Below are 19,043 nucleotides of genomic sequence, written 5' to 3'. Positions count from 1 at the left end.
GTAGTGGCGGGTGCGCGGGCGATGGAGGGCAGCGCGCTGGGACCTTCCTCACAAGCATGCGCGGTTCGCGCCACGGCCGCGCAACCACGGGCGACCGGGAAGCATCCCTAGGTACACACGACACGTCCCGGGGGGCAACGATGAAGCGGTCTTCTTCCGTCATACGCAGAGCGGTGCTGGCAGCGGCGGCGGTGGCACTCGCCGCCGGCTGCACGCCGGAGACGTCCGGCGCAGGTGCCGGTACGGGCACGAGTACGGCGCCCGCGCCGACCTCCACCGCGCCCGGGACCACCGCCCCGAGCACCACGCCCTCCACCTCGGCGCCCGCGGACGACAAGCCGCCGTCCCCCTCCTCGGCCGTCCCCTCGGCCACGCCCTCCACGGGAACGCCCGCGCCGAAGGCGCTCATGGGCGACGGGGACGAGAACGAGCAGGTGCGCGAGCTCCAGGCGCGGCTGCGGCAGCTCGACTTCTTCGACCGGGCCCCCACCGGCTTCTACGGGACGATGACCGCGGCCTCGGTCAAGAGGTTCCAGGCCCGCCGGGGGCTGCCGGAGACGGGCTCGGTCGACGAGACGACCTGGCGGCAGCTGCTCTCCGCGACCCGGAAGCCGACCGCCGACGAGCTGAAGCCGTCGACGACGAACAAGCTGGACGCCCCGGACCCGCGGTGCCTGACCGGCCGGGTGCTCTGCATCAGCAAGGAGAGCCGGACCCTGGCCTGGATGATCGACGGCAAGGTGGTCTCGTCGATGGACGTCCGCTTCGGCTCGGAGAACACGCCGACCCGCGAGGGCCTCTTCACGGTCGAGTGGAAGGCGAAGGACTGGACGTCGACGATCTACCACACCCCCATGCCGTACGCGATGTTCTTCAGCCGCGGCCAGGCCGTGCACTACTCGGCGGACTTCGCGGCCCGCGGCTACGCCGGCGCCTCGCACGGCTGCGTCAACGTCCGGGACCGGGCCAAGCTCTCCACCCTCTTCGACCAGGCGAAGGTCGGCGACAAGGTCGTCGTCTACTGGTAGGAGCGGGAGAGCGCCAGTGAGAGGAAGAAGGGGCGCGGGTGGGACCGGGGGAACGTGTCCCACCCGCGCCGGGTGCGCGGAGCCGTAGGTACGGGGGGAACCCCGGCTCTCTGCGCGGCCGATGACCAGTCGGCACTTCTTACTGCGCCGACGGGCCGAGAAGTGTTACACCCCGAGCGGGAGGCGCGTCTCGGCGGTGATTCCGGCGGGCAGCGCGGTGGTGACTCCGGCCAGGAGCCGGGTGTCGGGGAGGACGGTTCCGGACCGGATTCCGGCGCCGGCGCCCGGGGCGCCGCTTCCGCCACCGCTCTTGGAGCCGTCGTCGGACCCGCCCTTCGAGCCGCCCTCGTGGCCGCCGCGGGACGAGTCCTCGGAGTCGTCCTTGCCGTCGCCCTTGTCGTTTTTCGTGTCGCCGTCGGCGTCGCCCTCGGGAGCGCCGGTGTCGCCGGAGAGGATCCGGTCGCAGTAGCGGCGCAGGGTCTCGCCGTCGCGCAGGGTGCTCGTGAGCTGCTGCCGGCCGGTGGCGTCGAGCTTGCCCGTCCGGTACTCCCGGCAGGCCTTGAGCGCCTTCTCGCGGACGTCGGCGGAGCCGGTGCCGGTGCCGGTGGTCTCGCCCCGGCCTTCGGGCGTCCTGCCGGGGGTCGGGGTGCCGGGGCCCGGGGTGTCGGCGCCGCGTCCGTCGGGGACGCGGGGGGTGGGGGTGATGGACCCGGAGCCGGCCGAGGGGGACGAGCTGGGCGGGGGATCGCCGCCGCCCGGTTCCGTCGGGGGTGCCTCGGGGTCCTGGCGTATTCCGGGCTCCTTCGAGACGAGCGGGTCGCCCGTCTCGACCGCCGTGACGGAGCTGGCGGGCTCGGGGCCGACGAGGGGCAGCACACCGGTGCCGGCGGCGACGGCGACACCGCCGACCGTGACGGCGGCGACCGCGGCGGCCAGTCCGTACCGTACGGAACGACCCCAGCGACGCGCCGGGGCGGTCACCGGCGCGAGCCTTACCCGGCCCAGTTCGGCGACGGTGGCGCGGCCCGCGGGCGCGGACACGGCGGCGGACGCGGCCCGCTCGGCGGTGGCCTTGCGGAAGGCGGCGAGCGCCGCCGCCTCGCCCGGGAGTTCGGTGCGCGCGGCCGCGGGGACGCGGGCCGTGCCGAGGGCGTCGGCGAGGCGCTGGGCCTCGGCGCGCGCACGGTCGTCGACGGCCTCGACCGGCTCGCCGCGGAGCAGCCGCTCCGCGGCCTCCTGGTCGAGCCACTGGTACCGCTCGTCGGCCATCACATGTCCTTCTGCGTACGCCGACGTGATTGCGTCACACCGCCCGGGGCCACGGGGCCCGGCGCGCGTCCGCGTTGCGGAGGGACGCCGTCCAGCGGGACGACGCTCCCGCCCGTGCCGTCCGGCCCGTCCGGGCCGCCGTCGGCCCCGAGGAGTTCGGCGAGCTTCTTGAGCCCCCGGTGCGCGGCGGTGCGTACGGCGCCGGGGCGTTTGCCCAGGGTGTCGGCGGCGCTCTTGGCGTCGAGGCCGACGACGACGCGCAACACGACGGCCTCGGCCTGGTCCTGCGGGAGCTGGGCGATCAGGTGCATGGTGTCGCCGGTGGCGAGGGCCTCCAGGGCTTCGCCGGCCGTGTCGGAATCGGCCGGCTTGTCGGTGAGTTCGGTCTCGTCGGCGCCCATGGCGGGGCGCCTGCCGCGCATCCGGATGTGGTCGAGGGCGCGGTTGCGGGCGATCCGGGCCGCCCAGCCGCGGAACCGGTCCGCGTCGCCGTCGAAGCGGTCGAGGTCACGGGCTATCTGGAGCCAGGCCTCGGAGGCGACGTCCTCGGCGTCCCCGTCGCCGACCAGCGTACGTATGTAGCCGAGCAGCCGGGGATGCACGGCGCGATACACAGTACGGAAGGCGTCCTCGTCCCCGTCCTGCGCAGCGAGCACCGCGGCCGTCAGCTCCGCGTCGTCCCCCAGCACTCCCCAAACCCTGTTCGTCGGTGACGTGGTCGCGCCCCGCGTCTTCGCGGCTGGTCATCACCGCCACGCTGCCTCGCGCACCTGCACGCTACGTCGTGTCGCGGCGTCACGTCCACGCGGCCCGGGGTCTTTGTACAACTCGCAACCTCCGGGGGCCTTGAGGGTGTGACAGAAACCGCACACCTGGCGCTGATAGGAGTACGGAGCCGTGCTGCGGCTCCGTGGGCGACGACCGGGGCCTCTCCTGTGGGGGGTGGCGGCCTCGGTCGTCTCCCATTTCCCCCTCTTCTCCGCTGATTTCTCACTCTTTTTCGCGATCTTCCGGGTGCCGGGGGTGCAGTACGCCCTCCAGGTGTCAACTAGTCGTTGACAGTAGCGGGGTGTCAACCTAAGGTTGCCTCATGACGAATCCAGTCGGCATGAATGTCCCCGTCCGTCTCGACGAGCTCATCGAAGCGATCAAGAAGGTCCACACCGACGCCCTGGAGCAGCTCTCCGGCGCGGTCATCGCGGCGGACCACCTCGGCGACGTCGCCGACCACCTCATCGGCCACTTCGTGGACCAGGCCCGGCGCTCCGGTGCCTCCTGGACAGACATCGGCCGCAGCATGGGCGTCACCCGCCAGGCGGCCCAGAAGCGGTTCGTACCGAAGGACCCCGACGCCTCCACGATGGACCCGAACGCCGGGTTCAGCCGCTTCACCCCGCGCGCCCGCAAAGTGGTCGTGGCCTCACAGGAGGAAGCCCGGACGGCCGCCCACGCGGAGATCGTGCCGGGTCACCTCGTCCTCGGCCTGCTCGCCGAGCCCGAGTCGCTCGCCATGCGCTGGCTGGCCGGGCACGACGTGACGGAGGAGGCCGTGCGCGCCGCGGTGACCCCGACCCTGCCGGCACAGGCGGAGAAGATCCCGCCGCTGATCCCGTTCGACGCGGACGCGAAGAAGGTCCTGGAGCTGACGTTCCGCGAGGCCCTGCGCCTCGGCCACAACTACGTCGGCACCGAGCACATCCTGCTGGCCCTCCTGGAGCACGAGGACGGGCAGGGCGTGCTGAGCGGCCTCGGCCTGGACAAGGCCACGGCGGAGCGGGAGATCGCCGAGGTGATCGCCTCGGTCGCGATCCAGGCGCCCGAGCAGGAGTAGCGGCCCTCAGGCGGTGCGGGCCCGGCGGGAGACGACCGCGCGCAGCACCCGGCCGCCCTCGACGGAGAGCTCACGCGCCCGGCGCAGTCCGGTCGGGCCGTGGGCGACCGCTTCGAGGGCGGCCTGCTGGCGGCGGAGCTCGCCGTCGTGGAGCGGGCCGGCCTCCGTCGCGTCGTACAGGCGGTGCACGGTGAGCGCCACCGACGAACACCGCCCGGCCCAGGCCCGCAGGGGCTCCTCGGCCCACTCGGCGGGAACACCGTCGAGCATCGCGCGCACCATCGTGACGATCCCGCCGGCGTCCGCGTCCTCGCCCCCCGCGCCGTCCAGCTCGGCACGGGCCTTGCCGACGGCCTCGGCCCACGCCCCGCCGTCCCCGCGCGCCACCGCGGCCCACACCGGCCGCAGCACCTCACCCCGGTCGGGGGCGAGCAGCGGCAGGCACCGGTCGAGACACGCGAGCCCGGCGGCCGCGAGGCCGCGGGTGTCGGCGCGGTCCAAGAGGTCCTGCAGGCTCGTGCTCGTCACGGACGTCATGGACGCCTCCTCGCCACCCGATGCGGACGCAGTACTTCCCCTACTGCGCCGAGGGGCGCTTTTTCGTCACTGCGCGGCCGGAATCATGCCAGTGGCCTTGGCGTGCTGCATAGAGGTCAGACGCCGGACGACGAGGATCGCGAGGACGGCGGCGACGATGTCGACGACGTAGCTCGCAAGGGCCCAGCCGGCGGCGGCGTCGTAGGCCTCCAGCGTCTCGGCGTGCTTGTACACCTGCGTGGCGATCCTGTCGACGACCCAGTCGGCGATCCAGAACACCCACCAGGCATTCAGGAGCGTCAGCTCCCGGGCACCGTCAGCGGCATACGGCTGCCGGCGGCTGGCCCGCCAGATGTCGACGGCGATCACCCGCGGGATCCAGAGGTTGCCGACCGGGACGAACCAGCCGCCGAAGGCCCAGCCGGGCTTCCGGCCCTGCAGATCGCCGGCCCAGACCTCGGCGTTGTTCCGCAGCCGGTGGAACCAGATGACGAAGACGACGACGGTCGCCGCGAACAGCGTGAACGCCATGCTGTAGGCCACGTTCAGGTCGACCGGCCCGAACACGGCCGGATCGAAGGTGTAAGGCATCGCGTCGGCCATCAGCCAGCGGGCCTCGATCACACCGAGCAGGACGTCGAAGAAGATGTTTCCGGCCAACAGGGCCACGACGGCCTTCGCGAGGCCGTTCGGATTCTTGAGCGTGAGCAAGTGGTTCCCCCCAGGAACGCGCGGCGGCCACTCGGCGGCCGCCGGGGGAACCTACGGGATCCGGAGCGGTCGCGTCCACGACAAAAATGGAGGCGCCAGGCCTCACTCCACCCGGTGGGTCCCGTCGTTGAACACCTCGACCGCGCACGTGGCGCGCGCGCCGTCCCGGCCGTCGCTCGTCACCTGCGGCACGTCGTACCCCTCGGCGAGCGCCAGGTACAGCGCGTCGTAAGCCGTGAGGTTCGCGTACAGCTCGCGCGAAACCCAGCTCAGCGCACCTGCGCCGCCAGCGCCTTGAACTCCGCCCAGGTCAGCGTCGGTTTCGTCGGGTCCCAGACCTTCTGGGCGAGGGCCGCGAGGGGGAGGCGGATGCCGGCAGCCACCTGCGCCTGCGTCTGCGCCCCGGACAGGTCGCACCAGACCGCGAAGCGGGCGCCGAGGATCTGGGGGTCGTACCGCGCCGGCACGGGGGTGGAGCCGCGGACCACGCGCGGGGTCCACTCCTCGTAGATCCGGCGGCCGGTGGGGTACGGGAACCGGTTGGGCTCGCCGAGGATGTAGTAGAGGTAGTCGTCGTTGAGGTTGACCAGCTTGCGGCCCGCGCTCAGGTACGAGACGGGCTGCCGGGCGCCGATCTCCCGGCCCGTCCAGTACTCCACCTCGATGTCCTTGTCCGGGCTGGCCACTCCGCCCGTGAAGAAGCCGTCGTTCCAGGCCTTGAGGGTCTTGCCGGTGGGCCGGACGACGGCGGCGCGGTCGTTGAGCCAGCCGGTGGCGAGGTCCTGGACGCGGCCGTTCGGCCCGTACTTCGCCCGCGCGGCCCGCGCCAGGCCCGGGTAGCTCACCTCGGGGTTCTTCGCCATGAGGGCGACGTACTCGTCGGCGCCGAGGTGCCAGTACGCGCCGGGGAAGAGCCGGGTGTACTCGCGCAGCAGCTCGTCGACGATCCTCGCCGCGTCCGGGTTCGCGATGTCGACGGTCCCGCGCGGGGCCCGGCCGCTCGCGCTGACGAGCTGGAGCCCGGGATGGGCGGCGATGACGGCGCCGAGGTGCCCCGGCGAGTCGATCTCGGGGATCACCGTGATGTGGCGGCTCGCCGCCAGGGCGAGGATCCGGCGGACCTCGGCCTTGGTGAGGTGCTGAGCGGAGACGATCTCCGGGTGGCTCTCGGACTCGATCCGGAAGCCCTGGTCGTCGGAGAAGTGCAGCCCGAGCTGGTTGAGCTTGAGGTCGCCCATCTCCCGGATGCGGTCCTCGAGCCAGGCGGCGGTGAAGTGCTTGCGGGCGATGTCGACCATGAGTCCGCGCTGCGGTTTCGCGGGCCGGTCGGTGACGGTCCCCTCCGGCATGGCGCCGGTGGCCTTGACCGACTGCTTGAGGGTGCGGGTGCCGTAGAAGACCCCGGCCTCGTCGGGGCCGGCGATCCGGACGCGGCCGCCCGTGACCGTCAGGGCGTACGACTCGGGGGCGCCCGTCCCGCCCAGGGCCAGTTCGACGTCCCCGGGTCCGGCCGCGGCGGCGCCGCGGTAGGGGATGCCGAGCTCCCCGGCGAGCAGCTGCCCCTCGTCGGCGAGGGCCTCGCTGTTCGCGGCGAGGACGACCCCGCCCGTGGGCGCGGGCTTCCAGCCGGGGCCACGGGCGGCCTCGTGGGAACGGACGGCGGGGACGGTCCGCGGCGCGGTGGAGAGCGGGTAGTTCTTCGAGGGCGTGGGCGTCGGCGTCGGGCTGGGCGGCGGGGCGCTCGTGGGCGCGGCGCTCGCGGACGCGCCCGTGGAGGACGGGCCGGACGGGCCGGACGCGGCGCCGTTCGAGCAGGCCGCCACGGTGGCCAGCGCCACCGCGGTCGCCAGGAGGGCGGGGCCTCGGCGAGGTCCCCGGATGGAGTACCGCATCATTCGGAATCCTCCCCTACGGATGGCCGTCCCACCAGTCGGCGTAACGGGAGCCGGTCGCGGGGGCGGCCCTCACCCGGTGGCGGGACGGCCCCCGCCCAGTGCGGGAGCGGAACCCGGTCGCCGGGACGGAAGCCGGTCGTCCATCATCTGTTCCGAAACTCTCCCTTCCGGGTGAAATTCGCGCATCCGTCGGACACTTCCCCCATCCCGTCGATAACGTTGCGTCACGTCCACCCCACCCGTCCCGGAGTACCGGAGCCCACGCTGACCAGCGACACCCACACCCCCTGCCGGAAGCCGGGCTCCACGGACGCGCCTGCCATACCCGCCCAGCAGACCCACGCCCGGCACACCGGCGGTCTCGTCGGGTTCAACGCGGCCCCGCCCGCCGAGGCCGTGGCGCTGCTGCTGTCCTGCTGCCACAGCACGCGCTGGGCCGAACGGGTGGCGGCCCACCGCCCGTACCCGACGGTGGACGCGCTGCTCGCCGCCGCCGACGAGGCCGGTTACGACCTGTCCCGCGCCGATCTCGACGAGGCCCTGGCCGCCGAGTCCTCCGCGCTGCCGCACCCGGACGCCCCGCCGGCCGCCCGGACCGCGCTACGGGCCGCCCACGCCGCGTACGAGAGCAGTTTCGGACACGCGTTCGTGATCAGCCTCGACGGAGTGCGCCCCGGGGAGCGGCTCGACCAGGTTTTGGCAGGCATCCGGTCACGTCTCGGCAACGAAGCGGAGGAGGAACGGGTCATCGCCGCCGACGAACTCAGGCGGCTCGCCCGCGCCCGGCTGGCCTTCCGGGTGGCCGAGGGGCTCACACCGCGACACTCCGGGCCGTGATCTCGTCCGGAATACGGCGATTCCGGTCTGTGTGATAGCCCGTCCGTGCCTGTTTGATCACACCGATGGACCCCGCGCGAGCGAACCGACAAGTCGTCGCTACGATGACCGGGGCCGGTGGACCGTACCCGGCCGGGTCAGACCGACAGAGAAGCCGGCCGACCCTGATCCCCGCTCCCGGAGGGTTTTTCCGTGCCGGCTGGAACGCTGTACCGCGGCCGGGAAGGAATGTGGAGCTGGGTGGCTCATCGAGTCACCGGCGTCCTCATCTTCTTCTTCCTGTTCGTACACGTGCTGGACACCGCTCTCGTCCGCGTCTCCCCCGAGGCGTACGACGAGGTCGTCGCGACCTACAAGACGCCGATCGTCGCTCTCCTCGAGTACGGTCTCGTCGCCGCCATCCTCTTCCACGCGCTGAACGGCCTCCGGGTCATCGCCGTGGACTTCTGGTCCAAGGGCCCGCGCTACCAGAAGCAGATGCTCTGGACCGTCGTGGGCATCTGGGTCGTGCTGATGGCCTTCTCGCTTTACCCGGTCCTCGGCCACGCCGCACGTGAACTGTTCGGGAGCTGACGCCACTCATGTCTGCTGACACGACCTCCGCTGCGATCGGCCCCGTCGAGGGCGGCGCGCACTACGACGTGGACAACCCCGCGCCGTACATCGAGGCCCCCCGCAAGCGCACGGGCAGGACCCCGCGCGCGACCCGCGGCAACTTCGAGATGGCCGCGTGGCTCTTCATGCGCCTCTCGGGCGTGGTCCTCGTCGTCCTGGTCCTCGGCCACCTGCTGATCCAGCTCTTCCTGGACGGCGGCGTCACCAAGATCGGCTTCGCCTTCGTGGCCGGCCGCTGGGCGTCCCCGTTCTGGCAGGTCTGGGACCTGCTGATGCTCTGGCTCGCCATGCTGCACGGCGCCAACGGCCTCCGTACGGTCATCAACGACTACGCGGAGCGGGCCAACACGCGCCTGTGGCTCAAGGGCCTGCTGTACACCGCCACGGTGTTCACCATCCTTCTGGGCACGCTGGTGATCTTCACCTTCGACCCGAACATCCGCTAGGCACGGGGCTGAGGTAATCCACGTCATGAAGATCCACAAGTACGACACCGTCATCGTCGGCGCCGGCGGCGCCGGCATGCGCGCCGCCATCGAGGCGACGAAGCGCAGCCGCACCGCCGTGCTGACGAAGCTCTACCCGACCCGCTCCCACACGGGCGCCGCGCAGGGCGGCATGGCCGCCGCACTGGCGAACGTGGAGGAGGACAACTGGGAGTGGCACACCTTCGACACGGTCAAGGGCGGTGACTACCTGGTCGACCAGGACGCCGCCGAGATCCTGGCGAAGGAGGCCATCGACGCCGTCCTCGACCTGGAGAAGATGGGCCTGCCGTTCAACCGCACCCCGGACGGCACCATCGACCAGCGCCGCTTCGGCGGTCACTCCCGCAACCACGGCGAGGCCCCGGTCCGCCGGTCCTGCTACGCCGCGGACCGCACCGGCCACATGATCCTCCAGACGCTGTACCAGAACTGCGTCAAGGAGGGCGTGGAGTTCTTCAACGAGTTCTACGTCCTGGACCAGCTGATCACCGAGGTCGACGGCGTCAAGAAGTCCGCCGGCGTCGTCGCGTACGAGCTGGCCACCGGCGAGATCCACATCTTCCAGGCGAAGGCCGTGATCTACGCCTCCGGCGGCACCGGCAAGTTCTTCAAGGTGACCTCCAACGCGCACACCCTGACCGGTGACGGCCAGGCCGCCTGCTACCGCCGCGGTCTGCCCCTGGAGGACATGGAGTTCTTCCAGTTCCACCCGACGGGCATCTGGCGCATGGGCATCCTGCTGACGGAGGGCGCCCGCGGTGAGGGCGGCATCCTGCGCAACAAGGACGGCGAGCGCTTCATGGAGAAGTACGCGCCGGTCATGAAGGACCTCGCGTCCCGTGACGTCGTCTCCCGCTCCATCTACACGGAGATCCGCGAGGGCCGCGGCTGCGGCCCCGAGGGCGACCACGTCTACCTGGACCTGACGCACCTTCCGCCGGAGCAGCTCGACGCCAAGCTCCCGGACATCACCGAGTTCGCCCGTACGTACCTCGGCATCGAGCCGTACACGGACCCGATCCCGATCCAGCCCACCGCGCACTACGCCATGGGCGGCATCCCGACCAACGTCCAGGGTGAGGTCCTCAGCGACAACACCACGGTCGTCCCGGGCCTGTACGCCGCCGGTGAGGTCGCGTGCGTGTCGGTGCACGGCGCCAACCGCCTGGGCACCAACTCGCTGCTCGACATCAACGTCTTCGGCAAGCGCGCCGGTATCGCCGCCGCCGAGTACTCGGCCAAGGCCGACTTCGTCGAGCTGCCGGAGAACCCGGCGTCGTTCGTCGAGGAGCAGGTCGAGCGGCTGCGCAACTCCACGGGCAACGAGCGGGTCGCCGACCTGCGCCGCGAGCTCCAGGAGACGATGGACGCCAACGTGATGGTGTTCCGCACGGAGCAGACCATCAAGACGGCCGTCGAGAAGATCGCCGAGCTGCGCGAGCGCTACCTGAACGTGTCCGTCCAGGACAAGGGCAAGCGCTTCAACACGGACCTGCTCGAGGCCATCGAGCTGGGCAACCTGCTCGACCTGGCCGAGGTCATGGCCGTCTCGGCCCTGGCGCGCAAGGAGTCCCGCGGCGGTCACTACCGCGAGGACTACCCGAACCGCGACGACGTCAACTTCATGCGCCACACCATGGCGTACCGCGAGGTCGGCGAGGACGGCTCCGAGACCGTCCGTCTCGACTACAAGCCGGTCGTCCAGACCCGCTACCAGCCGATGGAGCGTAAGTACTGATGGCTACTCCCGTACTGGACAAGGTGGAGAAGGAATCCGCCGCCTCCCCGTACATCACGGTCACGATGCGGATCCGCCGCTTCAACCCCGAGGTGTCGGACGCCGCGGTCTGGGAGGACTTCCAGATCGAGATCGACCCGAAGGAGCGTGTGCTCGACGCCCTCCACAAGATCAAGTGGGACGTCGACGGCACGCTGACCTTCCGTCGCTCGTGCGCGCACGGCATCTGCGGCTCGGACGCGATGCGGATCAACGGCAAGAACAGGCTTGCCTGCAAGACGCTGATCAAGGACATCAACCCCGAGAAGCCGATCACGGTCGAGGCCATCAAGGGCCTGACGGTCCTGAAGGACCTGGTCGTGGACATGGAGCCGTTCTTCCAGGCGTACCGGGACGTCATGCCGTTCCTGGTCACCAAGGGGAACGAGCCGACGCGTGAGCGTCTGCAGTCCGCCGAGGACCGCGAGCGCTTCGACGACACCACGAAGTGCATCCTGTGCGCCGCGTGCACCTCGTCCTGCCCGGTCTTCTGGAACGACGGCCAGTACTTCGGTCCGGCCGCGATCGTCAACGCGCACCGCTTCATCTTCGACTCGCGTGACGAGGCGGGCGAGCAGCGCCTGGAGATCCTGAACGACAAGGACGGCGTGTGGCGTTGCCGCACGACGTTCAACTGCACGGACGCGTGCCCGCGTGGCATCGAGGTCACCAAGGCGATCCAGGAAGTGAAGCGCGCGCTGATCACGCGTCGTTTCTGACCCGAGCGGTTCGGTGTTCCGGCCCGCTTCTGTACGCTGCGGCGTGCAGGAGCGGGCTTTTTTCTTTGTGAAGGACGGGGACTGATGAGCGAGCCGAACCCTTACGCGGACGGTGAGTACAAGTGGGGGCCGGGGCAGCAGGGCGGCGCGCCCGGGGGCCCGGCGTACGGATACCCGCAGGACGCGACGCCCGGGTACGGGTACCCGCAGACGCCTCCGCCCTACCAGCCGACCCTGCCGGGCGGCGTGCAGCTGCCGCCGCAGCACGCTCCGGCGGGCGGCGGGGCGCCGCTGCTGAGCCTCGGTGACATCACCGTGGTCGGCGACCAGATCATCACGCCGGCCGGCAACATGCCCCTCAAGGGCGCCGTGTGGAACGCGATGGACATGTCGCGGACCGAGGAGAAGATGCCGACCGTGGCGATCGTCCTCGCCGTGATCTTCTTCATCTTCTGTCTGCTCGGCCTGCTGTTCCTGCTGATGAAGGAGAAGACCACGACCGGCTTCATCCAGGTCACGGTCACCAGCGGCGGCCGCCACCATTCGACGATGATCCCGGCGACGGGCCCGGACACCATCCACTGGGTCATGGGACAGCTCAACTACGCGCGCTCGCTGAGCATGTGAGGAACCCGGGGCCCAGGAGCACCGGGGCCCAGGGATGACCGTCAGGCGTGCCAGCCGTGGGCGGGGCCGCCCGCCTCGGCCTCGGTCATGATCCGGCGCAGCATGTCGTTGAGCAGCTCGCGCTCCTCGGGGCTGAGGACGCCGAGCAGTCGCTCCTCCTCGTGACCGAGGACGTCCATCGCGCCGAGCCAGGTCTCGCGCCCGGAGGCGGTGAGTTCGACGACGACCCGGCGCCGGTCGGTCGTGGACTGGGTACGGCGGACGAAGCCGCGTTTCTCCAGGGCGTCGAGGCGCCCGGAGACGGAGGCGGGGGCCAGGTCGAGGTCCTGGGCGAGTTCGGAGGGTGCGGCGCTGCCGCCGCGCCCCGCGAGCTTGTGGAGGGTGTCGAACTCGTGGCGTTCCAGGTCGAAGTCGACGAGGGACTGCTCCCTGACCCGGCGCAGATGGACCGAGAGCTTCTTCATGCGGGTGACCGCGCCCTCGACGACGGGGTCGAGGCCGGGCAGGACGGGCTGCCAGCGGGCGACGTGCTCGTCGGTCCAGTCGCGCGGGGTCCGCGGTTCCTGCTGTTCCTCGTCGGGGGCCATGGGCTGATCGTACGTCGGCACGGGCACCCGGCCCCTGCCGAAGTATTTCGTTGACGAATTATTCGGTACCGAAATACTCTGCGGCTCATGCCCACCGCCCCCGTGCGCCCCGTCACGGCCCCGCCCGCTCCCCACCCCCTCCGCACCCGCTCCTTCCGCCTCCTCTTCACCGGCCGCGCCCTCTCCCTCCTCGGCGACGCCGCCATCCCCGCCGCCCTCGCCCTCGCCGTCCTCGAGGCCACCGGCTCCACCTCGGCGCTCGCCCTGGTCCTCGGCTGCGCGATGATCCCCAAGCTGCTCCTGCTGCCCCTGGGAGGCGTCGTGGGCGACCGCTTCGACGCCCGTACGGTCGCCCTCACCACGGACCTCGTACGCTGCGCCACCCAGCTCCTCGTCGGCCTCCAACTGCTCGGCGGCGCCCCCAGCCTCGCCGTCCTCGCGGTCGCCGAGGCGCTCGGCGGCGCCGCCGGGGCCTTCGCGATGCCGACCGGCTCGCCGCTGGTGAAGGGCACGGTGCCGGAGGAGTCGCTGCACCGGGCCAACGCGGCGATGGGCGTCGCCCAGAGCGCCTCCCGGCTCGCCGGACCCGCGCTCGCCGGCACCCTGGTCCTGACCGTGGGCCCCGGCTGGGCGTTCGTCCTCGACGCTGCCACCTTCGCCGTCAGCGCCCTGCTCCTGACCGCCGTTCGGGTGAAGCGGGTCCCGGTCCCGCGCCGTTCGCTCCGCGCCGACCTCGCCGAGGGCTGGCAGGAGGTCCGCTCCCGCGACTGGTACTGGGCCAGCCTCATCGGCCACAGCGCCTGGAACGGCGCCGCCGCCGTCCTCATGACCCTCGGGCCCGCCATCGCCGTGGACCGGCTCGGCGGCGGCACCACCTGGGTCGTCCTCCTCCAGGTCGGCGCCGTCGGCTTCCTCCTCGGCGCGCTGCTCGCCGACCGGGCCCGCCCCCGGCGCCCGGTCCTCGCGGCGAACATCGGCCTCGCCACGTACGCCCTGCCGCTCGCCCTGCTCGCCGCCGCCGCGCCCGCGCCGCTGACGATCGCGGCCTACGGCATCGCGCAGGCGGGCCTCGGCTTCCTCTCCCCCGTGTGGGAGACGGCCGTCCAGCGCGCGGTGCCCGTCCACGCGCTCGCCCGGGTCACCTCGTACGACTGGCTGCTCTCGCTCGCCGCGATGCCCCTGGGGTACGCCCTGGCCCCGCTCGCGGCCTCGGCGTGGGGCTCCCAAGTGCCGCTGACCGTCGCGGCGGTGGTGGTGGGCGGGTGCTGCCTGGGGACGGCGCTGGTGCCGGGCGTGAGGCGCTTCAGGTAGGCCCGTTCAGCGGGGGCCGGGGCCCCGGTCCACGGCTTCCGCCCGGAAGGAGACTCTTCACGGAGCGACTTGAACACGTTCAAGAGTGGGTCTACAGTCATGACTGCCAGCTTTTGAACGCGTTCAAGGGAGCGTGGGGCATGGACCTCACTGTCGTCGCGTACATCCTCTACCTGCTGATCAGCGTGGCCCTCACCATCTGGGTCGCCCGCACACTCAGCCGCAACGGAAGGATCTTCCTCTCCGACGTCCTGCACGGGAACGAGAAGCTCGCGGACGCCGTCAACCACCTCCTGGTGGTCGGCTTCTACCTCGTCAACTTCGGCTTCGTCGCCCTCTACCTGAGCCAGGACGCGGCCGTCCTCGACGCCCGGGCCCTCTTCGAGGCCCTCTCCGTCAAGCTCGGAGTGGTCCTGCTCGTCCTCGGCGTGATGCACCTCGCGAACGTGTACGTGCTCAACAAGATCCGCCGCCGCGGCGTCATGGAGCGCGAACAGGTGCCCCCCGTCGGCCCCCAGGGCTGGACCACGGCCCCCAAGCGCGGCCCCTGGGCCCCGCCCGCGCCGCAGGGCTGACCACGGTGTCGGCCCCGGTGCAGCCCACGACCCCCGTGGGACGCCTGACCGTGCTGTACGACGCCGACTGCCCGCTCTGCGTGCACCTCAGGCACTGGCTGCTGCGCCAGCGGCAACTCGTCCCGCTCGACCTCGTACCGGCCGGCTCGCACCAGGCACGGCGCCTCTTCCCGGCCCTCGACCACGCCACGACCCTGCGGGAGATCACCGTGATCGGGGACCGGGGCCAGGTCTACCGGGAGACCTCCGCCTGGATCGTCTGCCTCTGGGCCCTGGCCGACCACCGGGCCAGGGCCCACTGGCTGGCCACCCCCGCCGGACAGCCCTTCGCCAGGATGACCGTCCTCGCGGCGGCCAGGTGGCGCGAGGCACTCAAGGGGCCGCGGACGGACGGCGGGTCCTGCGAGGGCGGGCGCTGCGAGGTGCCTCGTCCGCCCGGTTAGGCTCGGCCCTGTGAAGGACGTGAAGGAAGAGAAGAAGGCCGACGACAAGAAGGCCCCCAAGAGCGAGCAGACCCGCACGCTCATCCTCGAAACCGCGCTCCGGCTGTTCCAGGAGCGCGGTTACGACAAGACGACGATGCGGGCCATCGCCCAGGAGGCCGGAGTCTCCGTCGGCAACGCGTACTACTACTTCTCCTCCAAGGAACACCTCGTCCAGGGCTTCTACGACCGGATCGCCGAGGAGCACCAGACTGCCGTCGAGCCCATCCTGACCGGTCCCGAGAAGGACCTGACCGCCCGGATCCGCGGGGTCTACCTCGGCTGGCTCGACATCGCGGAGCCGTACCACGAGTTCGCGGCCCAGTTCTTCAAGAACGCCGCCGACCCGGACAGCCCGCTCAGCCCCTTCTCCCCCGAGTCGGAGGGTCCGCGCGAGGCCGCGATCGAGGTGCACCGGCGGGTCATCTCCGGCGCCTCGGTCAAGGTCGACCCGGAACTGCGGGAGGCACTGCCGCAGTTGCTGTGGCTCCAGCAGATGGGCCTGGTGCTGTTCTGGGTGTACGACCGCTCGGAGGGCGCGGCGAACAGCCGGCGCCTGGTGGAGCGTCTCGCGCCGGTCACCGCCCGTGCGATCTCGCTCTCCCGCTTCCGGATCCTGCGCCCGCTGGTCAAGGAGACGCACGAACTGCTCTCCGACTTCATGCCGACGGCGGCAGGGATGGCGGCCTCGGGCAAGCCCACGAAGCGGTCCGCCTCCAAGCCGTAGCCAGGAGCCCTAGATCCAGCTCAGTTCCCACAGGCGCCAGATGCCCGTGCCGTCCGACAGGTACTGGGAGCCGGCGACCGCCTCCGTGGAGAGGACGTAGTCCTTCTTCTGCCACAGCGGCACGAGCGGGACGTCGGCGGCGACCTCGTTCTGGATCTCCCTGAAGTCGTTCGTCGCCCGGCCCCGGTCGCTGAACTGCTGCGTCGAGGAGATCAGGGCGTCGATCCGCTTGCTGGAGAAACCGTTGTGCAGGGTGTTGTCGGTGCCGACGAGCGGCGCGGTGAAGCTGTCGGAGTCGGGGAAGTCGGGGAGCCACCCGACGGGGTAGGCGTCGTAGGCGCCCTTCGCGTACCCCTTCTGGAAGCTCTGCCAGTCGGCCTCGACGACCTTCACCTCGAACAGGCCGGTCTCCTCCAGCTGCCGCTTGATCTCGGCGGCCTCGGCGGCGTAGGCGGCGTCCTTGCGGAAGCCGTAGGTGAACGACACCGGCGTCGTGACCCCGGCGTCCTTCAGGAGGGCCTCGGCCTTCTTCCCGCTCGGCTCCGGGTAACGGTCGAAGAAGGCGGTGCTGTGGCCGACGAAGCCCTGCGGGACGAGGGAGTACAGCGGCTCGACCGTGCCCTTGTAGGCGCCCTCGGTGATCGCCGGGCGGTCGAGCACGGCGGCGACGGCCTGCCGTACGGCCTTGTCCGCCATGGGCGAGCCGGGCCGGACGTTGAAGTTGAGGTTGCGGATCTCGGCGCTCTCCGCCTCGGTGATCCGGGTCCCGTCCTCGCTGTCCAGGGTCGAGACGAATTCCGGCGGGAGCTGCCGGTGCGTCACCTCGACGTTCTTCGCCTTCCAGGCGGCGGCGAGCTCCGCGGACTGGCCGAAGTACTTCACGAGGACGGTGTGACCGGCCCTGGTGACGGCGCCCTTGTACTTCGGGTTGGGCTCCAGGAGCGCGGACTCGCCCTCCTTGTACTCCTTGAGGACGTACGGCCCCGAGCCGTCGACCGCGGTACCCGTCCGCAACCTGTCGGCCGGGTACTGGTCCTTGTCCACGATCGAGCCGGCGCCCGTGGCCACCTTCAGCGGGAACGTGGCGTCCCGGCCGCTCAGGTGGAAGGTGACGGTACGCCCCTCGGCCGAGACGCTCTTCAGGGTCGGGAAGAGCGGCTGCGGACCGACGTCCGTCTTGATGCGCAGCATCCGCTCGAAGGAGTACGTGACGTCCTCGGCGGTGATCTTGCGCCCGTTGGCGAAGGTGAGGTCGTCGCGGAGGGTGCACCGGTACGTGGTGAGCCGGGTGCCCAGGAACTTGCAGCTCTCGGCGGCGTCCGGGACCGGCTGGCTCAGGCCCGGCTTGAACGTCAGCAGGGACTGGAAGACGTTGCTGTACATGGCCCAGGAGCCGGCGTCGTAGGCACCGGCCGGGTCGAGCGAGGTCACTTCGTCGGTCGTGCCGACGGTGATCGGATCCGTCCGGGCGTCGTCGGAGGGCAGGAGCTGCCAGCCCCCCACGCCGGCGGCCACCAGAACTCCACAAGTGATGAGGATCCGCAGACGGACCGTCGACCGCATGCCGTGCTTCCTTTTTTAGGTACCACCCCAGATGCGACGGCCCCCGGAAACGTCGCGATGAGCGCATCCCATCACACGGGTTTCACAACCGGAAGAGAAAACTTTCACAGCGGACTGTCACAGCACGGGCAAATGTCCGGGATGGGGGAGTTCGGGTCGATGAGCGGCACGTACCGCCCTCGGCGCGGGGTGTGACGGATTCCGATCAGGCCTGTTTCGAGGCGAGTTCCACGATCGTGATGTCGGAGGGCGCCCCGACCCGGACCGGGGGCCCCCAGGCGCCCGCGCCCCGTGAGACGTACAGCTGGGTGTCCCCGTACCGCTCCAGCCCGGCGACGGTCGGGTTGGCCAGTTCGGCGAGGTGGTTGCCGGGCCAGAGCTGGCCGCCGTGGGTGTGACCGGAGAGCTGGAGGTCCACGCCGTGGCGTACGGCGTCGTGGACGACGATCGGCTGGTGCGCGAGGAGCACGGCGGCGCGGGCCCGGTCGCGGTCGCCGAGGGCCCGCCCGAAGTCGGGGCCCTGCCCCTCGCTCTCCCCGGCGACGTCGTCGACGCCGGCGAGGTCGAAGCCGGCCGGGATCTCCACGCGCGCGTTGCGCAGCGGGCGCAGGCCGAGCTCGCGGACGTGCTCGACCCAGGCGTCGGCGCCCGAGAAGTACTCGTGGTTGCCGGTCACGAAGAAGGAGCCGTGGCGCGCGCGGAGCCGGGCGAGCGGCTCGGCGGCCGGGCCGAGGTTCTCGACGGTCCCGTCGACGAGGTCGCCGACGACCGCGATCAGGTCGGGCTGGGTGGCGTTGATCGTGTCCACGATGCGCTGGGTGTGGGCGCGGCCCAGGATCGGGCCGAGGTGGATGTCGGACACGACGGCGATCCGGTAGCCGTGCGCGGCGCGCGGGATCTTGGCGAGCGGGACGGTGACCCGCTTGACCCGGGGCCCGCGCAGCACGCCGTACGTGCCGTACCCGACGGTCCCGACGGCGACGGCGGCGGCGGACCCCGCGACGACGCGGGAGACGAACAGCCGCCGGGAGGGCTCGGCGGACGGCGGCGCAGGCTCGTCGGGCACGGGCTCAGGGGTGGGTGCGACGTCGGGCACGGGTACGGCCCGCGGCGCGGGTACGGGCTCCGCGACGGCGACCGCGCGCCGACGCGTCCATGCCCGCAGGAGCGGCCGGACGGCCTCGCCGACGAGCAGGGCCAGGACCAGGTACAGGAGCACGGCGAGCCAGAGGAAGCCCGGCCAGGCGACCGCCTGCTGGACCGGGAAGGGCGCGCCCGCCCGCGAGGAGACCAGGGCCGCGAGGGAGAGCATCGGCAGGACCACGACGGCGCCCGTACCGAGCCGGCGTGCCGGGCTCCCGGTCACCGTGACGTCCCGCACGAGACGCCGCCATACGTACCAGTGGACCGCGCCGAGCAGCGCGAGTACCACGACCATGACCAGGAGAAAGACGACCACGCCCC

20 protein-coding genes are annotated in these 19,043 nt (G+C 71.5%); 12 read left to right on the top strand and 8 right to left on the bottom strand.

Annotated elements, in window-relative coordinates:
* Nucleotides 1-140: 140 nt before the first annotated feature.
* Nucleotides 141-1,028 carry a L,D-transpeptidase family protein gene (locus tag ACZ51I_RS24525; protein WP_468879495.1) on the top strand — a complete coding sequence of 296 codons (888 nt, stop codon included), beginning with the start codon at nt 141-143 and terminating at the stop codon, nt 1,026-1,028.
* A 165-nt stretch (nt 1,029-1,193) separates the two neighbouring features.
* Here ACZ51I_RS24525 and ACZ51I_RS24520 read toward each other — a convergent pair whose 3' ends face one another.
* Together ACZ51I_RS24520 and ACZ51I_RS24515 are read right to left on the bottom strand one after the other, a co-directional pair.
* Nucleotides 1,194-2,297 carry a hypothetical protein gene (locus ACZ51I_RS24520; RefSeq protein WP_468879493.1) on the bottom strand — a complete coding sequence of 368 codons (1,104 nt, stop codon included), beginning with the start codon at nt 2,295-2,297 and terminating at the stop codon, nt 1,194-1,196.
* Nucleotides 2,297-2,986: an RNA polymerase sigma factor gene (locus ACZ51I_RS24515; protein ID WP_468879490.1), complete on the bottom strand. Its 690-nt coding sequence runs from the start codon at nt 2,984-2,986 to the stop codon at nt 2,297-2,299. Before ACZ51I_RS24515 ends, ACZ51I_RS24520 begins: the two co-directional genes overlap by 1 nt.
* A gap of 401 nt (nt 2,987-3,387) precedes the next feature.
* On the opposite strand from ACZ51I_RS24515, the gene ACZ51I_RS24510 reads away from it, so the two are divergent.
* Complete coding sequence (locus ACZ51I_RS24510) at nt 3,388-4,128, top strand: Clp protease N-terminal domain-containing protein (RefSeq protein ID WP_468879489.1); 741 nt, start codon at nt 3,388-3,390, stop codon at nt 4,126-4,128.
* A gap of 6 nt (nt 4,129-4,134) precedes the next feature.
* Here ACZ51I_RS24510 and ACZ51I_RS24505 read toward each other — a convergent pair whose 3' ends face one another.
* The 3 genes from ACZ51I_RS24505 to ACZ51I_RS24495 all read right to left on the bottom strand — a co-directional run bounded on the left by ACZ51I_RS24505 (nt 4,135) and on the right by ACZ51I_RS24495 (nt 7,271).
* On the bottom strand, nt 4,135-4,665 hold the full coding sequence (locus tag ACZ51I_RS24505; RefSeq protein WP_468879486.1) for a hypothetical protein: 531 nt from the start codon (nt 4,663-4,665) through the stop codon (nt 4,135-4,137).
* Nucleotides 4,666-4,731: 66 nt separating this feature from the next.
* Nucleotides 4,732-5,376, bottom strand: coding sequence for a DUF4328 domain-containing protein (locus ACZ51I_RS24500; RefSeq protein ID WP_468879483.1), 645 nt, complete (start codon nt 5,374-5,376; stop codon nt 4,732-4,734).
* A gap of 269 nt (nt 5,377-5,645) precedes the next feature.
* On the bottom strand, nt 5,646-7,271 hold the full coding sequence (locus ACZ51I_RS24495; RefSeq protein ID WP_468879481.1) for a beta-N-acetylhexosaminidase: 1,626 nt from the start codon (nt 7,269-7,271) through the stop codon (nt 5,646-5,648).
* A 219-nt stretch (nt 7,272-7,490) separates the two neighbouring features.
* Here ACZ51I_RS24495 and ACZ51I_RS24490 point away from each other — a divergent pair, with 219 nt between their 5' ends.
* The 6 genes from ACZ51I_RS24490 (at nt 7,491) to ACZ51I_RS24465 (ending at nt 12,334) form a co-directional block, all read left to right on the top strand.
* Nucleotides 7,491-8,108 carry a 2-oxo-4-hydroxy-4-carboxy-5-ureidoimidazoline decarboxylase gene (locus ACZ51I_RS24490; protein ID WP_468879479.1) on the top strand — a complete coding sequence of 206 codons (618 nt, stop codon included), beginning with the start codon at nt 7,491-7,493 and terminating at the stop codon, nt 8,106-8,108.
* A 192-nt stretch (nt 8,109-8,300) separates the two neighbouring features.
* Nucleotides 8,301-8,681: a succinate dehydrogenase, cytochrome b556 subunit gene (gene sdhC, locus ACZ51I_RS24485; RefSeq protein ID WP_376589507.1), complete on the top strand. Its 381-nt coding sequence runs from the start codon at nt 8,301-8,303 to the stop codon at nt 8,679-8,681.
* An 8-nt stretch (nt 8,682-8,689) separates the two neighbouring features.
* On the top strand, nt 8,690-9,169 hold the full coding sequence (locus ACZ51I_RS24480) for a succinate dehydrogenase hydrophobic membrane anchor subunit (protein ID WP_468879477.1): 480 nt from the start codon (nt 8,690-8,692) through the stop codon (nt 9,167-9,169).
* A 25-nt stretch (nt 9,170-9,194) separates the two neighbouring features.
* On the top strand, nt 9,195-10,949 hold the full coding sequence (sdhA, locus tag ACZ51I_RS24475) for a succinate dehydrogenase flavoprotein subunit (RefSeq protein WP_468879475.1): 1,755 nt from the start codon (nt 9,195-9,197) through the stop codon (nt 10,947-10,949).
* A complete protein-coding gene (locus ACZ51I_RS24470) occupies nt 10,949-11,707 on the top strand; it encodes a succinate dehydrogenase iron-sulfur subunit (protein ID WP_468879472.1) in 759 nt (252 codons plus the stop codon). The genes sdhA and ACZ51I_RS24470 overlap by 1 nt, the downstream gene beginning before the upstream one ends.
* 84 nt (nt 11,708-11,791) lie before the next feature.
* Nucleotides 11,792-12,334, top strand: a complete 543-nt coding sequence (locus tag ACZ51I_RS24465; RefSeq protein WP_468879470.1) for a hypothetical protein — start codon at nt 11,792-11,794, stop codon at nt 12,332-12,334.
* A 41-nt stretch (nt 12,335-12,375) separates the two neighbouring features.
* Here ACZ51I_RS24465 and ACZ51I_RS24460 read toward each other — a convergent pair whose 3' ends face one another.
* A complete protein-coding gene (locus ACZ51I_RS24460) occupies nt 12,376-12,921 on the bottom strand; it encodes a MarR family winged helix-turn-helix transcriptional regulator (protein ID WP_468879468.1) in 546 nt (181 codons plus the stop codon).
* An 87-nt stretch (nt 12,922-13,008) separates the two neighbouring features.
* On the opposite strand from ACZ51I_RS24460, the gene ACZ51I_RS24455 reads away from it, so the two are divergent.
* The 4 genes from ACZ51I_RS24455 to ACZ51I_RS24440 all read left to right on the top strand — a co-directional run bounded on the left by ACZ51I_RS24455 (nt 13,009) and on the right by ACZ51I_RS24440 (nt 16,016).
* Nucleotides 13,009-14,232, top strand: a complete 1,224-nt coding sequence (locus tag ACZ51I_RS24455; RefSeq protein ID WP_468879465.1) for an MFS transporter — start codon at nt 13,009-13,011, stop codon at nt 14,230-14,232.
* Between the two features lie 140 nt (nt 14,233-14,372).
* Nucleotides 14,373-14,807: a hypothetical protein gene (locus tag ACZ51I_RS24450; protein ID WP_468879462.1), complete on the top strand. Its 435-nt coding sequence runs from the start codon at nt 14,373-14,375 to the stop codon at nt 14,805-14,807.
* A 17-nt stretch (nt 14,808-14,824) separates the two neighbouring features.
* Nucleotides 14,825-15,250 (top strand): thiol-disulfide oxidoreductase DCC family protein, encoded by a 426-nt coding sequence (locus tag ACZ51I_RS24445; protein ID WP_468879460.1) that lies wholly within the window; start codon nt 14,825-14,827, stop codon nt 15,248-15,250.
* Between the two features lie 10 nt (nt 15,251-15,260).
* Complete coding sequence (locus tag ACZ51I_RS24440; RefSeq protein WP_468879457.1) at nt 15,261-16,016, top strand: TetR/AcrR family transcriptional regulator; 756 nt, start codon at nt 15,261-15,263, stop codon at nt 16,014-16,016.
* 9 nt (nt 16,017-16,025) lie between these two features.
* Here the strand turns inward: ACZ51I_RS24440 and ACZ51I_RS24435 are convergent, their stop codons facing one another.
* On the bottom strand, nt 16,026-17,579 hold the full coding sequence (locus tag ACZ51I_RS24435; RefSeq protein ID WP_468879454.1) for an ABC transporter substrate-binding protein: 1,554 nt from the start codon (nt 17,577-17,579) through the stop codon (nt 16,026-16,028).
* A 205-nt stretch (nt 17,580-17,784) separates the two neighbouring features.
* A complete protein-coding gene (locus ACZ51I_RS24430; protein ID WP_468879658.1) occupies nt 17,785-19,017 on the bottom strand; it encodes a metallophosphoesterase in 1,233 nt (410 codons plus the stop codon).
* Between the last annotated feature and the right edge of the window lie 26 nt (nt 19,018-19,043).

It is taken from the genome of Streptomyces sp. NPDC034084 (assembly GCF_055575535.1).
The sequence above is the reverse complement of the archived record's forward strand: the minus strand, read 5'-3'. Positions and strand labels throughout refer to the sequence as shown.